This is a genomic window from Sphingopyxis sp. (genome assembly GCF_035998965.1).
In the GTDB taxonomy this organism is placed as follows: domain Bacteria; phylum Pseudomonadota; class Alphaproteobacteria; order Sphingomonadales; family Sphingomonadaceae; genus Sphingopyxis.
Window position 1 is genome coordinate 68,438 of sequence record NZ_DASYHE010000068.1, and the last position, 13,082, is coordinate 81,519.

General features: G+C 65.3%; 13 protein-coding genes. 7 read left to right on the top strand and 6 right to left on the bottom strand.

Annotated elements, in window-relative coordinates:
- Window positions 1-4: 4 nt before the first annotated feature.
- Window positions 5-892, bottom strand: coding sequence for a prephenate dehydratase (locus VGN68_RS12250; RefSeq protein ID WP_327477047.1), 888 nt, complete (start codon window positions 890-892; stop codon window positions 5-7).
- Window positions 893-1,072: 180 nt separating this feature from the next.
- On the opposite strand from VGN68_RS12250, the gene VGN68_RS12255 reads away from it, so the two are divergent.
- Both VGN68_RS12255 and VGN68_RS12260 read left to right on the top strand, forming a co-directional pair.
- A complete protein-coding gene (locus tag VGN68_RS12255; RefSeq protein WP_327477049.1) occupies window positions 1,073-1,720 on the top strand; it encodes a cytochrome c family protein in 648 nt (215 codons plus the stop codon).
- Window positions 1,720-2,148 carry a cytochrome c family protein gene (locus VGN68_RS12260; RefSeq protein WP_327477051.1) on the top strand — a complete coding sequence of 143 codons (429 nt, stop codon included), beginning with the start codon at window positions 1,720-1,722 and terminating at the stop codon, window positions 2,146-2,148. The genes VGN68_RS12255 and VGN68_RS12260 overlap by 1 nt, the downstream gene beginning before the upstream one ends.
- Window positions 2,149-2,396: 248 nt before the next feature.
- On the opposite strand, the gene VGN68_RS12265 is transcribed toward VGN68_RS12260, so the two are convergent.
- Window positions 2,397-3,266, bottom strand: a complete 870-nt coding sequence (locus VGN68_RS12265; RefSeq protein ID WP_327477053.1) for an LOG family protein — start codon at window positions 3,264-3,266, stop codon at window positions 2,397-2,399.
- A 122-nt stretch (window positions 3,267-3,388) separates the two neighbouring features.
- The gene (locus VGN68_RS12270) at window positions 3,389-3,946 is read right to left on the bottom strand and encodes an extensin family protein (RefSeq protein WP_327477055.1); all 558 of its coding nucleotides are present in this window, start codon (window positions 3,944-3,946) and stop codon (window positions 3,389-3,391) included.
- Between the two features lie 314 nt (window positions 3,947-4,260).
- On the opposite strand from VGN68_RS12270, the gene VGN68_RS12275 reads away from it, so the two are divergent.
- From VGN68_RS12275 to VGN68_RS12285, 3 genes are all read left to right on the top strand, one after another.
- Window positions 4,261-5,388: a phosphoserine transaminase gene (locus VGN68_RS12275; protein ID WP_327477057.1), complete on the top strand. Its 1,128-nt coding sequence runs from the start codon at window positions 4,261-4,263 to the stop codon at window positions 5,386-5,388.
- Between the two features lie 119 nt (window positions 5,389-5,507).
- Window positions 5,508-7,094 (top strand): phosphoglycerate dehydrogenase, encoded by a 1,587-nt coding sequence (gene serA, locus VGN68_RS12280; protein ID WP_327477059.1) that lies wholly within the window; start codon window positions 5,508-5,510, stop codon window positions 7,092-7,094.
- Between the two features lie 168 nt (window positions 7,095-7,262).
- Window positions 7,263-8,375 carry an ATP phosphoribosyltransferase regulatory subunit gene (locus VGN68_RS12285; RefSeq protein ID WP_327477061.1) on the top strand — a complete coding sequence of 371 codons (1,113 nt, stop codon included), beginning with the start codon at window positions 7,263-7,265 and terminating at the stop codon, window positions 8,373-8,375.
- A gap of 99 nt (window positions 8,376-8,474) precedes the next feature.
- On the opposite strand, the gene VGN68_RS12290 is transcribed toward VGN68_RS12285, so the two are convergent.
- Together VGN68_RS12290 and VGN68_RS12295 are read right to left on the bottom strand one after the other, a co-directional pair.
- On the bottom strand, window positions 8,475-8,852 hold the full coding sequence (locus tag VGN68_RS12290; protein WP_327477063.1) for a DOPA 4,5-dioxygenase family protein: 378 nt from the start codon (window positions 8,850-8,852) through the stop codon (window positions 8,475-8,477).
- Between the two features lie 140 nt (window positions 8,853-8,992).
- Window positions 8,993-9,925, bottom strand: coding sequence for an alpha/beta hydrolase (locus VGN68_RS12295; protein ID WP_327477065.1), 933 nt, complete (start codon window positions 9,923-9,925; stop codon window positions 8,993-8,995).
- Window positions 9,926-10,065: 140 nt separating this feature from the next.
- On the opposite strand from VGN68_RS12295, the gene VGN68_RS12300 reads away from it, so the two are divergent.
- Together VGN68_RS12300 and VGN68_RS12305 are read left to right on the top strand one after the other, a co-directional pair.
- On the top strand, window positions 10,066-11,355 hold the full coding sequence (locus VGN68_RS12300; RefSeq protein ID WP_327477067.1) for an adenylosuccinate synthase: 1,290 nt from the start codon (window positions 10,066-10,068) through the stop codon (window positions 11,353-11,355).
- A 92-nt stretch (window positions 11,356-11,447) separates the two neighbouring features.
- A complete protein-coding gene (locus VGN68_RS12305) occupies window positions 11,448-12,188 on the top strand; it encodes a class I SAM-dependent methyltransferase (RefSeq protein WP_327477069.1) in 741 nt (246 codons plus the stop codon).
- Here the strand turns inward: VGN68_RS12305 and VGN68_RS12310 are convergent.
- On the bottom strand, window positions 12,185-13,072 hold the full coding sequence (locus tag VGN68_RS12310; RefSeq protein ID WP_327477071.1) for a haloalkane dehalogenase: 888 nt from the start codon (window positions 13,070-13,072) through the stop codon (window positions 12,185-12,187). The two genes, VGN68_RS12305 and VGN68_RS12310, sit on opposite strands and share 4 nt — an antisense overlap.
- Between the last annotated feature and the right edge of the window lie 10 nt (window positions 13,073-13,082).

Below are 13,082 nucleotides of genomic sequence, written 5' to 3' on the forward strand. Positions count from 1 at the left end.
CGGATCAGGGCCGCGGGCGCGCCTGCGGATAGGTGCCGAGCAGACTGAGCGACTTGGTCTGGAAATCCAGTTCCTCCAGCGCGCGATCGACGCGCTCGTCGCCGGGCGCCCCGACGATGTCGGCGTAAAACTTGGTCGCGGCAAAGCTGCCGCCGACCTGGTAGCTTTCCAGCTTCGTCATGTTGACGCCGTTGGTCGCAAAACCGCCCAGCGCTTTGTACAGCGCCGCCGGGATATTCTTCACCTCGAAAATGAAGGTCGTCATCGACGCCACGCCGGCAGGCGGCGGCATCGGTTCACGCGCCAGAACGACAAAGCGCGTCATATTATGGTCGGCATCCTCAATCCCCGCTTCGTGCAGCGTCAGCCCGTACAGTTCGGCGGCATGTGGCGGCGCGATTGCGGCCAGCCCAGCCTCGTCGCTGTCGGCAACCCAGGCGGCGGCGCCCGCGGTATCGCTGTGCGCGACGGGCGAGATATGATGGGCGCGCAGCCAGTGGCGGCATTGGCCAAGCGCCTGTTCGTGGCTCATCGCGCGCGTGACCGGACCCAGATTGCGACTCATCAGCCCGTGGCGGATGCGCAAAAAATGTTCGCCGACGATCGACAACCCGGATTCGGGAAGCAGGAAGTGGATATCGGCGACGCGGCCGTGCAGGCTGTTTTCGATCGGAATGATCGCGCGATCGACGCGTCCGTCGCGCACCGCGTCGATCGCATCCTGAAAGGCGTAGCAGGGCAGCGGCAGCGCGTCCGCGTCATATTCGCGCGCGGCGAGGTCGCTGTTGGCGCCGGGCGCCCCCTGAAACGCCAACCCGCGCGCAGGTTCGGCAAGCGCCTTCATCCGCATATCGTCGACCAGATGCTGTGCCGAAGCCGAATAACTGCCCATGATTGCCTTCCCGCGTTACCGCGGCGGCGCATAGCCGCAGGGCCGCACCCGCGCAACCGGTGTGCGTGGTCGCAATCGCCGACTTCATCCCCTTGCGCCGCCGTCGCCGCGCCAGTAAGGGAGCGTCCAAATCAGATATGCGTCCGACAAGCGGGCGCCAGCTAACGGGGCTGCAAGAGCATGGATAATCGCAACAACACGATCGCTGGCTGGGTGCTTTTTGCCGGTATTTGCGCGCTGGGCTTGACCATCGGGTCGGGCATGTTGTTCGCCGGTCACAGCCCGGAGAAGCCCGGTTATCCGATTGAAGATGCGGAAGCCGGTGCGGGTGCCGCAGCCGCGGTGCCGATCGCCAACCTGCTCGCCGCCGCCGATCCGGTGAAGGGTGAAGCCGTGTTCGCGAAATGCGCCGCATGCCACACCATCGCCTCGGGCGGCGCCAATGGCATCGGCCCGAATCTGTGGGGCGCGCTTGGCAAGTCGCACGGCCATGTCGCTGGCTTTGCCTATTCGGATGCGCTCAAGAGCGTTCCCGGCAATTGGACGTTCGAAGCCATGGACGCCTGGCTCGCCAGCCCACGCAAATATGCACCGGGTACCAAAATGTCGTTCGCGGGTCTCAGCAGCGCCGAAGACCGCGCGAACCTGATCCTGTATATGAACACCCAGGGTTCGAACCTGCCGCTGCCCGCCCCCGAAGCCGCTGCGCCTGCCGAAGGCGCTGCCCCGGCCGAAGGCGAAGCGGCTGCCGCACCCGCTGAAGGCGCCGCCGCCGCGCCGGCTGCAGACGCCGCCGGTGCTCCCGCTCCGGCCGAAGCCAAGAAATAATGCGGATTGCGCCTGTCCTGCTGGCGGGCGCCTTCGCCCTCGCCAGCTGCGGCAAAGGCGAAACGCCGCCGGCCGACGTCGCCTCTGGTGACGCGGTGGACTCGCCTGCGGCTGTCGTCGCGCCGACCGCGGCAATGGGCGAGCAGGTCTTCAAACGCTGCGTCGCCTGTCACACGGTGGACAAGGGCGGCCGTAACGGCATCGGCCCCAACCTGCACGGCGTCGTCGGCGCCGCGGTGGCCGCAAAGCCCGATTTTTCCTATTCAAGCGCGATGAAGGCCAAAGGCGGCGTCTGGGACGAAGCGACGCTGGATGCCTATCTCGAAGCGCCGATGAAGGCGATACCCGGGACGCGAATGGCGTTTGCCGGGGTCATCGACGCCGCGGATCGCCAGGCGTTGATCCTGTATCTGGAAAGCCAGAAATAACATGGTCGCCCGCGCGAAGGCGGGGCTGCTGTTGGTTTAGAGCGGTGTGCGTCAAGTTTGAACCATTCGCCCTGAGCTTGTCGAAGGGCCGTTCTTCTTTGGGACGCTGAAAGAAAGAGCGGTGCTTCGACAAGCTCGGCACGAACGGGGTCGGATGATGATCCAGATTCAACGCAAAAAGGTTTGGTGAGCGGCGCAGGAGTAGGCCGGTAGCGGCCCCCGCCTGCGCGGGGCGACGGCTCGATTACCTACTCCTCGATATGCGCGTAAAAATCCTGCACGATCTGCCATGCCTCGTCGGCAGTCTCGACAAATTTGAACAGCCCCAGGTCGCGCGCGCTCACCACCCCCTCTTCGACCAGCGCCTCGAAATTGACGACGCGTTCCCAGAACTCCTGACCGAACAGGACGATCGGGATCGGCTTGATCTTGCCGGTCTGGATCAAGGTCAGCAATTCGAACATCTCGTCGAAGGTACCGAACCCGCCCGGGAACACGCACACCGCGCGGGCGCGAAGCAGGAAGTGCATCTTGCGCAGCGCGAAATAGTGGAACTGGAAGCTGAGATCCGGCGTGACGAAACGGTTCGGCGCCTGCTCGTGCGGCAGCACGATGTTCAGCCCGACCGATTCCTTGCCGACGTCGTCAGCGCCGCGATTCGCGGCTTCCATGATCGAGGGCCCGCCGCCCGAACAGACAACGAAGTGGCGACAGCCATTTTCGTCCGGTGGCACCTGGCTCGCCAGCCGCGCCAGCTTGCGCGCCTCTTCATAATATTTCGCCTTGGCTTTCAAACGGCGCGCGATATTGCGCTGGACATCGTCGGTCGCCGCGGCTTCGAGCGCGTCGGCCTCGGCGGGCTCGGGAATCCGCGCCGAGCCATAGATGACGAGCATCGATTCGATCTTCGCCTCGTCGAGCAGCAATTCGGGCTTGAGCAGTTCCAGCTGGAAGCGCACCGGGCGCAAATCTTCGCGCAGCAGGAAATCATTGTCCTGAAATGCCAGCTTGTAAGCGGCGCTTGCCGTCTGCGGAGTGGTGGTCGCCTGCTTGGCGAACTGCGCGTCGTCCTTGGCTTTGTGGAAGCGCGAGCGATGGGGTTGTTTATCTTCTGCCATTGAACAGCGGCTAGCCGTTCGGCGTGACTTTGCCAAGTCGGTGGCGTCGTCGCGAACCCTAACTCCACTTCGTCATCCCGGCGAAGGCCGGGATCACTATCAAATCAGGGGCGCCAGCTCAGCTAACGGCAATATCCATTGCCGCTCATGTCGAAGTGAAAATGGTTGTAATGCGCGGCGTTATAGTCCGGCCCGAGCACGGTGCCGAAGCGGCGGCAGCCCGATTTGTGCAGCGCGCGGAGGAAGTCCTGTGACGCCTTGTCGCCATGCCACCCGCCGTCGAGCATGATCCGCCGTCCGTCGGCGAGCACGAAACCCGATACATCGACCGCGTTCGAATAAGCGTGCTGCGACAGTCGGCCAGAGCGGCCGCCGTAAATGTTGCGGCAGCTATAGGTGCCGAACGTCTCGATCTTCACCACCTCTTCCCCAAAATATTTCCGCGCCGCGGGCTTCACCGCAAACTGCGCCCAAGCTGCGAAACTCCTTGCCAGCGGACAGGTCATCGCGCCCAGATTGGTCGTCGGGGTGCCGATGTCGAGCAGCTTGACCGAGTCGATCGAGCTACACCCCCCGCCATGATCCTGATTGGGAAGCGGCGTAAAGCGCACACCGGCCTGCTTCAGTTCGAAGGCGCATTGCTGCGCTTCGGCGCTGGTGAAGGACGGAGTCGGCGCCACTTGCGGACGCTTCGGCGCGCTGGCTATTGGACGCTTTGGGTCACCACGCTTCATCACGTCAGGGCTGCCGAAACACGCCGAGACCGCCAGCGCTGCGGTGGCGGCGATCAGGATCCGGGGCTGCAAGAACGACGGAAACGGCATGGCGTCAAAATACCGACAAGATGGTTAACAAGCTCTTTATACTTGCCTCAACTCACCCGAAATATGGCGCGGCCCACGCATTTTGTTTGACAGTTGCGTGTCCGACCCTAAACGCGGCGCCGGGCCACGCGGTCCCAACGCCGCGCGAGCTCTCTGCAAGGAGAGACTAAATGAGTGAAGTGCCGAAACCCGAATTGCGCCCTGCGCGCCCGTTTTTCTCGTCCGGACCCTGCGCCAAGCCGCCGGTCTGGTCCCCCGACAAACTAGCCACCGAATCGCTGGGTCGCTCGCATCGTGCGAAGATCGGCAAGACGCGGCTCGCTTATTGCATCGACCTGATGCGCGAGATGCTGCAGCTGCCCGATACGCACCGCATCGGCATCGTCCCGGGCTCCGACACCGGCGCTTTCGAAATGGCAATGTGGACGATGCTCGGCGCCCGCCCCGTCACGACGCTCGCATGGGAGAGCTTCGGTGAGGGCTGGGTTACCGACGCCGCGAAGCAGCTCAAGCTCGATCCGACCGTCATCCGCGCCGACTACGGCGAGCTCCCCGATCTGACGCAAGTCGACTGGTCGAACGATGTCCTGTTCACTTGGAACGGCACCACGTCAGGCGTCCGCGTTCCGAACGGCGACTGGATCGCCGACGACCGCGAAGGGCTGAGCTTCGCCGACGCGACCAGCGCGGTGTTCGCTTACGACCTGCCGTGGGACAAGATCGACGTCGCGACCTTCAGCTGGCAGAAAGTGCTCGGCGGCGAAGGCGGTCATGGCGTGCTGATCCTCGGCCCGCGCGCAGTCGAGCGCCTCGAAACCTACACCCCTGCCTGGCCGCTGCCGAAGGTCTTCCGCCTCGTGTCGAAGGGCGCACTGACCGAAGGCGTGTTCAAGGGCGAAACGATCAACACCCCATCGATGCTCGCGGTCGAGGATGCGATCTTCGCGCTCGAATGGGCGAAGTCGCTCGGTGGTCTCGATGGCCTGAAAGCGCGCAGCGACGCCAACGCTGCAGCGCTCGACAAGATCGTCGAAGAACGCGACTGGTTGAGCCACCTCGCCGCCGATCCCGCCAGCCGGTCGAAGACATCGGTCTGCCTGTCGGTCGCGGGCGCCGACGCGGATTTTATCAAGAAATTCGCCGGCCTGCTCGACAAGGAGGGCGCAGCATACGACATCGCTGGCTATCGCGATGCGCCTCCGGGCCTTCGCATCTGGTGCGGCGCGACCGTCGACACCGCCGATATCGAAGCGCTCGGCCCGTGGCTCGACTGGGCTTACGCCAGCCTTTCGGCCTGACCCCTTAATCGTCATTCCCGCGAAGGCGGGAATCCCGCTTTTTCCAAGTCACGCCCAGCATCGAACAAGAAAGCGGGACCCCCGCTTTCGCGGGGGTGACGAGAAATAGGATTATCGAAATGACCGCACCCAAAGTTCTGATTTCCGACAAAATGGACCCCAAAGCCGCCGCGATCTTCAAGGAACGCGGCATCGACGTCGACGTCATCACCGGCAAGACCAAGGACGAGCTGATCGCGATGATTGGCGCCTATGACGGCCTTGCGATCCGTTCGGCCACCAAGGTCACCGCCGACGTCCTCGCCGCCGCGACGAACCTGAAAGTCGTCGGCCGCGCCGGGATCGGCGTCGACAATGTCGATATTCCGGAGGCGTCGAAAAAGGGTGTCATCGTGATGAACACCCCCTTCGGCAACAGCATCACCACCGCCGAACATGCCATCGCGATGATGTTCGCGCTCGCGCGCCAGATCCCCGAAGCCAATGCAGGGACGCAGGCGGGCAAATGGCCGAAGAACGACTTCATGGGGGTCGAACTGACGTCGAAGACGCTCGGCCTGATCGGCTGCGGCAACATCGGCAGCATCGTCGCCGAGCGCGCGCTGGGCCTGCGCATGAAGGTCGTCGCCTTCGATCCCTTCCTGACTCCCGAGCGCGCGATAGAGCTCGGGGTCGAAAAGGCCGATCTCGACACGCTGCTCGCCAAGGCCGATTTCATCACGCTGCACACCCCGCTCACCGACCAGACGCGCAATATCCTGTCGGCCGAAAATATCGCCAAGGCCAAGAAGGGCGTGCGGATCATCAACTGCGCGCGCGGCGGGCTGATCGACGAAGCGGCGCTGAAGGATGCGCTGGAATCGGGCCATGTCGCGGGCGCCGCGCTCGACGTGTTCGCGCAGGAGCCCCCTGCGGCCGATCATCCGCTGTTCAGCGCGCCGAACTTCGTCTGCACCCCGCACCTCGGCGCCTCGACCGACGAAGCGCAAGTCAATGTTGCGATCCAGGTGGCCGAGCAGATCAGCGACTATCTGCTCACCGGCGGCATCACCAACGCGCTCAACGTCCCCAGCCTGTCGGCCGAGGAGGCGCCGAAGCTGCGCCCCTATATGAGCCTCGCCGAAAAGCTCGGCAGCCTCGTTGGTCAGCTCGCGCACGACAATCTGACCACCATCTCGGTCGAGGTCGAAGGCGCCGCCGCCGAGCTGAACCTCAAGCCGATCACCGCCGCGGTGCTCACCGGCCTCATGCGCCGCTATTCGGACGCAGTGAACATGGTCAACGCCCCGCACCTCGCGCGCGAGCGCGGGCTCGACGTCCGCGAAGTGCGCCATGACCGCGACGGCGACTACCACACGCTCGTCCGCGTCACCGTCGCCACCGAACAGGGCGACCGCTCGGTCGCGGGCACCTTGTTCAGCAACGGCGACCCGCGCCTCGTCGAGATGTTCGGGATCAAGGTCGAGGCCGATCTTGACGGCCACATGCTGTATATCGTCAACGAGGACGCCCCCGGCTTCATCGGCCGCATCGGCACCGCGCTCGGCGAAGCCGGACTCAACATCGGCACCTTCCACCTCGGCCGCCGCGCCGCAGGCGGCGAAGCGGTGCTGCTTTTGAGCCTCGACTCGCCGATGCCCGAGCCGCTGCTGTGGCAGCTGTGTCAGCTTCCGGGCGTGAAGACGGTGAAGGGTTTAAAGTTCTGACCAAGCTTTCCCCTCCCGCAAGCGGGAGGGGCAGCGAGGCTTACGAGCTTGCTCGTTAGCCGCAGTGGGGTGGGCTGATCGCAACGTCGCTGCCCACCCCCGACCGCTCCCGTCTGCGCGAGGGGAGATTTGTTGAACTCCCTTCGCCACCCGCCTAAGGCCGCACCCATGCCTCGCACCCCCGCCCTGCTGCCCGAAGGCCTCCGCGACCGCCTCCCCCAACAGGCGGAAGCTGCGTCGCGCGTCACCCGCGCGCTCGTCGATGCCATGCGCGCGCATGGCTATGGCCGCGTCGCACCGCCGCTGGCCGAGTTTCGCGAAACGCTGGGCGGCGACGACGATCGCACCACTCGTGACCTGCTGCGCTTCACCGACCCGGTGTCGCAGCGCACCCTCGCGTTGCGCCCCGACATCACGCGGCAGGTCGGCCGCATCGCGACGTCGCTGCTTGCCCAAGCACCGCGTCCGCTGCGCCTTTGCTACGCTGGACAGGTCGTCAAACTTCGCGCCAGCCAGCTCCGCCCGGCGCGCGAAATGCTTCAGGTCGGCGCCGAGCTGATCGGCAGCGACAGTGTCGCCGCGGCGCGCGAGATCGTTGGTGTCGCGATCGACGCGCTCGAAGCCGCCGGCATCGGCCCGGTGACGATCGATTTCACCCTGCCCGACGTCGTCGACCTGCTCGCGAACGGCCCGCTGCCCGTCGAAACCGACATCCAGCAGCTGCGCGACGAACTCGACGCCAAGGACGCCGGCGCGCTGACCCGCATCGGCGCCGCCGCCTATCTGCCGCTGCTCCGCGCCACCGGGCCGTTCGATCAGGCCATCGTCGCCCTGCGCGCCTTCGACACGTCGGGCGTGCTCACCGCACGCATCGATGCGCTTGAGGCCATTGCGACACCGGTGCGCGACCGCGTCACGCTGACCCTCGACCCCACCGAACGCCACGGCTTTGCCTATCAAAGCTGGTTCGGATTCCAGATTTTCGTTCCTGGTCAGGGCGACGCAGTCGGGCGCGGCGGCGGTTATGCGATACCGGTCGGCGAACAGGAAGAGGCCGCGGTCGGCTTTTCGCTTTATCCCGATCCGTTGATCGACGCGGGGCTTGGCGCCGAAGATGACAGCGATCGCCGTATTTTCCTGCCGCTCGGCCATGATCCCGCGCTGGCCGCCAGCCTGCGCGCCGACGACTGGCAGACGGTGGCGGCGCTGTCCGACGCCGACGATGCGCTGGCGCTGGGATGCGGGTGGCGGCTGGGCAGCGATGGACCGGTCGAGGTCTGAACACCCGATAGTGATCGTCATCCCGGCGAAGGCCGGGATCTCACACTCACGCCAATAAGCAACGTCGAGATCCCGGCCTTCGCCGGGATGACGGATGTGTCAAAAATCCGAAATCCCGAACCGCGGCACGCCCTGGTTGACCCCCGGTGGATCGAGCACGGTCACATCCAGCACTACCGGCTCGCCGATCCAGTGCGCCAACGTCGTATGGTCGGCCAAATCGTCGTCGGTCAGTGGATGCACCAGCGCGCGCAGGCCGGTCGCTTCGATGGCTGCCACCACGGCGGCTTGCGAACGCGCCCGAAAATGCACCTCATATTGCGCAATCGGATGCGGCCCTGCGGCGCCATCGGTCATCGCGCCGACGAAGAGGATCGCAGGATCATCCGCAAAATCCTCGCGCAACGCCGCGGCGGCAGGCCGCTCGGCAGCGTCGTAATAGATATGGGCGTGATAGGGCGCGTCGGGGTTAGTCATGACACGGTGCCTTCCTTGATCCTCGTCACCCCGGACTTGATCCGGGGTCCAAGCGACTAACGTGGTCATGGACCCCGGATCAAGTCCGGGGTGACGAGATGGGGATCATCACTTGCAATTCTGGATCTTTCAGGCGCGCTCTATCCCCCGAACACCCGCTTCAACCACGCATCGACCGTCGCGGTCGCCGCGTAGGCCGGATCGCCTAGGCTGCGGTTGATCTCGGCATGGCCTTTCAGCCCCTCGCCGGGGAAACTGCCATGTTCGACCCGGCTGCCACCCGCTGTCAGCGCGGAGCCCAAAGCCTTCGCCTGCCGCACCCCATCGGGCCGCTGGACATAGAGCAGGAGAAACTCCGGCGCGTTAGGTGCCGATGCATGCGCGGTCGGCGACAAGGCCTTTTGCCGCGCCGGATCGGTGCCAAACGCCTGCGCATAGGTTTTTTGCATGATCGACGGACCGTCCTTCATTTGCGCCGGCACATCGTAAGCGGCGCCGTCATTGGGGATTATCCCCGCGACGTCAGCGAACGACAGCCCGGAGCCCTTCAGATAGCGTTCGTCGGTCCCGACCAGCGCGACCAGATGCGCGCCCGCGCTGTGCCCCATCAACACGATTCGCCGCCGGTCGATACCGAGCGCCCCGGCGCGATCGATCACCGCCTTCACCGCACTAGCCACGTCCGCCGCCTGTTGCTCGACCGTCTCGGCGGGGACGAGGCGATAGTTGATCGAGGCAAAGGCATAGCCCTGCTCCGGATAATGCACGGGCTTGAACCGCCCGGTCGCATTGTCCTTGCTGCCGCGCTTCCACCCGCCGCCATGGACATAGACGATCAGCGGCGCCGGCCCTTTCGCGCCCTTCGCGCGCCAGATATCCAGCACCTGTAGCGGGTCGCTGCCATAGGCTATCGTCTCGCTGCCCGGCGCCCTCGGCCCTTGCTCGGCGCCCATGCGTTCGGCCATCCGCTCGCGCAGGCGGTCGCGCAATTTCTCGCGGGCATCGCTTGTCGGCATGCCGCTCGCTATCACAGCGGTCGCCGCGAAAAAGCCGATCCAGTATCGCTTGCTCATATCCACACCTCCATCGCCCCCCGGCGCGCGCACCTTGTCCGACGCAATTGTCGCAAATTCATCCCACCGCACCTTGCCTCGCCGCCCAAATCGGCTAAGGCCGCGCCGGGTCAAATGACCTCGTTCAGCAGGACAGCATCATGGCAAATGTTACCGTCATCGGGTCGCAATGGGGCGACGAGGGCAAGGGCAAGATTGTCGACTGGCTCGCCAGCCGCGCCGATGCCGTCGTCCGGTTTCAGGGCGGGCATAATGCCGGTCATACGCTCGTCGTCGGCGAGCAGGTGTACAAGCTGTCGCTGCTTCCCTCGGGCATCGTCACCGGGACGCTGTCGATCATCGGCAACGGCGTCGTGCTCGATCCGTGGGCGCTGCGCGACGAGATCACCAAGCTGCGCGGTCAGGGTGTCGTCATCAATGCCGAAAATTTTGCGATCGCCGACAAGTGCGCGCTGATCCTGCCGTTCCACCGCGATCTCGACGCGCTGCGCGAGACCGCTGCGGGCGCGGGCAAGATCGGGACGACCGGGCGCGGCATCGGCCCGGCCTATGAGGACAAGGTCGGGCGCCGCGCGCTGCGCGTCTGCGACCTCGCGCACCTCGACAAGCTCGAACCGCAGCTCGACCGCCTCACTGCGCACCACGACGCGCTGCGCGCCGGGTTCGGCGAACCACCGATCGACCGCGAGCGCCTGATCGCCGACCTCACCGAAATCGCCGACTATGTGCTCGAATATGCGCAGCCCGTCTGGAAGCGGCTCAAGAAGGTCCGCAAGGCGGGCGCGCGCATCCTGTTCGAGGGCGCGCAGGGCGTGCTGCTCGACGTCGATCACGGCACCTATCCCTTTGTAACCAGCTCGAACACCGTGAGCGGCACCGCCGCGTCCGGTTCGGGCCTTGGCCCGGGCGCGGTCGGCTTCGTCCTCGGCATCGCCAAGGCCTATACGACACGCGTCGGCAGCGGCCCCTTCCCCACCGAACTTGAGGACGCCATCGGCCAGAAACTTGGCGAGCGCGGGCATGAATTCGGCACCGTCACCGGGCGCAAGCGCCGCTGCGGCTGGTTCGACGCGGTGCTCGTGCGCCAGAGCTGCGCCGTATCGGGCGTCACCGGCATCGCGCTGACCAAGCTCGACGTGCTCGACGGCTTCGACACGATCCGCATCTGCACCGGCTATCGCCTCCGCGGTAAGATCCTCGACTATTTCCCCGCCCATTCGGCCGATCAGGCCGAGGTCGAGCCGATCTACGAGGAAATGGACGGCTGGCAGGAAACGACCGCCGGCGCGCGCAGCTATGCGGACCTGCCCGCGCAGGCGATCAAATATATTCAGCGCGTCCAGGAACTAATCGAAACCCCGATCGCGCTCGTGTCAACCAGCCCCGAGCGCGAAGACACGATCCTGATCCGCGATCCGTTCAGCGACTAACAGCCCGCCAGTCGTCGCACTGGCGCGGCGACTGGACGCGGTTTCGACCGCTGTCACCGAACTGCCTTCGCGTGTCGCTAGTCGGCGTCGGGATGACCAGCCGCGACACCACGCACCTCCTCGCTCGCCCCGACATCTACGATGCCTTGCCGCGCCCCGCGCGCGAGCGTCTGGAGGTTGTCGCCTTTGGCGCGATCCAGTGGCCATGGTTGCTGCGGTCGCTATGGGGTGGCCGTAAAGCCGATAAAGCGGCCCTCCTGCACCGCCTGAACCTTGCCGATGACGCGTTGCCGCACCTCGGCAGCTGGAAAGCCGACACCCGCTTTCTGATGCATATCGTCGATGCCATTGAGCAATCGCGCCCCGCGACGGTCGTCGAACTCGGCTGCGGGGCGAGCAGCCTCGTGATCGCCAAAGCCTTGTCGATGTTCGGCGGCGGTCGGCTGATCAGTTATGACCAGCACCAGGAATTCGTCACCGCAACCGGCGAATGGCTTGCGGGGCAAGGCGTCGCAAGCGAGATTCGCCACGCACCGCTCGGCCCGCCGCCCGGTGACTGGCCGGGACTCTGGTATCAGCTTTCCGACCTGCCAACCGATATCGGCCTGCTGGTGATCGACGGACCACCTTGGGCGCTCCATCCGCTGGTGCGCGGCGCCGCCGAATCACTGTTTCCGCGCCTCACGGACGGCGCGATGATCCTGCTCGACGACGCGGCGCGGCCCGGCGAACGCATCGTCGCGCGGCGTTGGCAGAAACGCTGGCCGGGGATCGACTTCGCCTTCGATCGCCGCGGCGCAAAAGGCACCTTGGTCGGCCGCGTGACCACCTAACGTGTTGCCGTTGCCACGTCGCGGATCGCGGCGACGAATCCCGCGGGATCATCCTCCTGAATGAAATGCCCCCCATGCAAGGTTCGGTGCGCCATGCCGTGTGCGCCCGGCACGCGTCCGGTGAACAAGGCATCACCGCCGCGCGTGATCGGATCGCCGTCGGAAAAGCAGCACAGGAACGGCTTGTCGAACGTCTCCAGCGCCGCCCAGGCGCGTTTCTGGTCGGGGACTGCGACATTGTCGCCCAGCGGCACGAAGGATGGATAAACCCTGGCGGCGACCTTTGACGCGCGGGTCGGGAACGGCGCGTTATAAGCGGCAATTTCGGCGGCGCTCAGTTCGCGCTTGGCGCCCGCGTTGATGATCTTGCCGATCGGGAACACCGGGCTGTAGCGCGAAAAGGCGCGCCAGATGGCGAAGGCGCGCGGCGCAGGCTGGCCCTCGGGCAACCCGCCGTTCGACAACGCGACCCCGGCAAATCGTTCGGGCATCTCGGCAACCAGCCGCAGGCCGATGAGCGATCCCCAATCCTGACAGGCAAGGATGATGTCTTTCAGGTCGAGCGCCTCGATCCATTGCCGCATCCACGCAACCTGCGCCGCATAGCTGTACGCCGCGCGGTCGAACGGCTTGTCCGAGCGCCCGAAGCCAATCAGGTCGGGCGCCACGACACGAAAGCCAGCCTCCACAGTGGGGCCGATCATATGGCGATACAGATAGGACCACGTCGGCTCGCCGTGAAGCATCAGCACCGGCTGGTCATCGGACGCGCCCTCGTCAACATAATGAACGCGCAGGCCGTCGGCGATCTCGGCATAGTTTGGCGCAAACGGCCAATCGGGCAAATCCGCAAAACGCTCGTCCGGTGTCCGATAAATGCGCATCCTATTCTCC

Excerpts from the sequence above, each read along its gene's own strand:
- VGN68_RS12260 (WP_327477051.1), top strand. The coding sequence starts at position 1,720 with ATGCGGATTGCGCCTGTCCTGCTGGCGGGCGCCTTCGCCCTCGCCAGC.
- VGN68_RS12295 (WP_327477065.1), bottom strand. The coding sequence starts at position 9,925 with ATGAGCAAGCGATACTGGATCGGCTTTTTCGCGGCGACCGCTGTGATA.
- VGN68_RS12255 (WP_327477049.1), top strand. The coding sequence starts at position 1,073 with ATGGATAATCGCAACAACACGATCGCTGGCTGGGTGCTTTTTGCCGGT.
- VGN68_RS12290 (WP_327477063.1), bottom strand. The coding sequence starts at position 8,852 with ATGACTAACCCCGACGCGCCCTATCACGCCCATATCTATTACGACGCT.
- VGN68_RS12265 (WP_327477053.1), bottom strand. The coding sequence starts at position 3,266 with ATGGCAGAAGATAAACAACCCCATCGCTCGCGCTTCCACAAAGCCAAG.
- VGN68_RS12310 (WP_327477071.1), bottom strand. The coding sequence starts at position 13,072 with ATGCGCATTTATCGGACACCGGACGAGCGTTTTGCGGATTTGCCCGAT.
- VGN68_RS12305 (WP_327477069.1), top strand. The coding sequence starts at position 11,448 with ATGACCAGCCGCGACACCACGCACCTCCTCGCTCGCCCCGACATCTAC.
- VGN68_RS12275 (WP_327477057.1), top strand. The coding sequence starts at position 4,261 with ATGAGTGAAGTGCCGAAACCCGAATTGCGCCCTGCGCGCCCGTTTTTC.
- VGN68_RS12285 (WP_327477061.1), top strand. The coding sequence starts at position 7,263 with ATGCCTCGCACCCCCGCCCTGCTGCCCGAAGGCCTCCGCGACCGCCTC.
- VGN68_RS12300 (WP_327477067.1), top strand. The coding sequence starts at position 10,066 with ATGGCAAATGTTACCGTCATCGGGTCGCAATGGGGCGACGAGGGCAAG.
- VGN68_RS12250 (WP_327477047.1), bottom strand. The coding sequence starts at position 892 with ATGGGCAGTTATTCGGCTTCGGCACAGCATCTGGTCGACGATATGCGG.
- serA (WP_327477059.1), top strand. The coding sequence starts at position 5,508 with ATGACCGCACCCAAAGTTCTGATTTCCGACAAAATGGACCCCAAAGCC.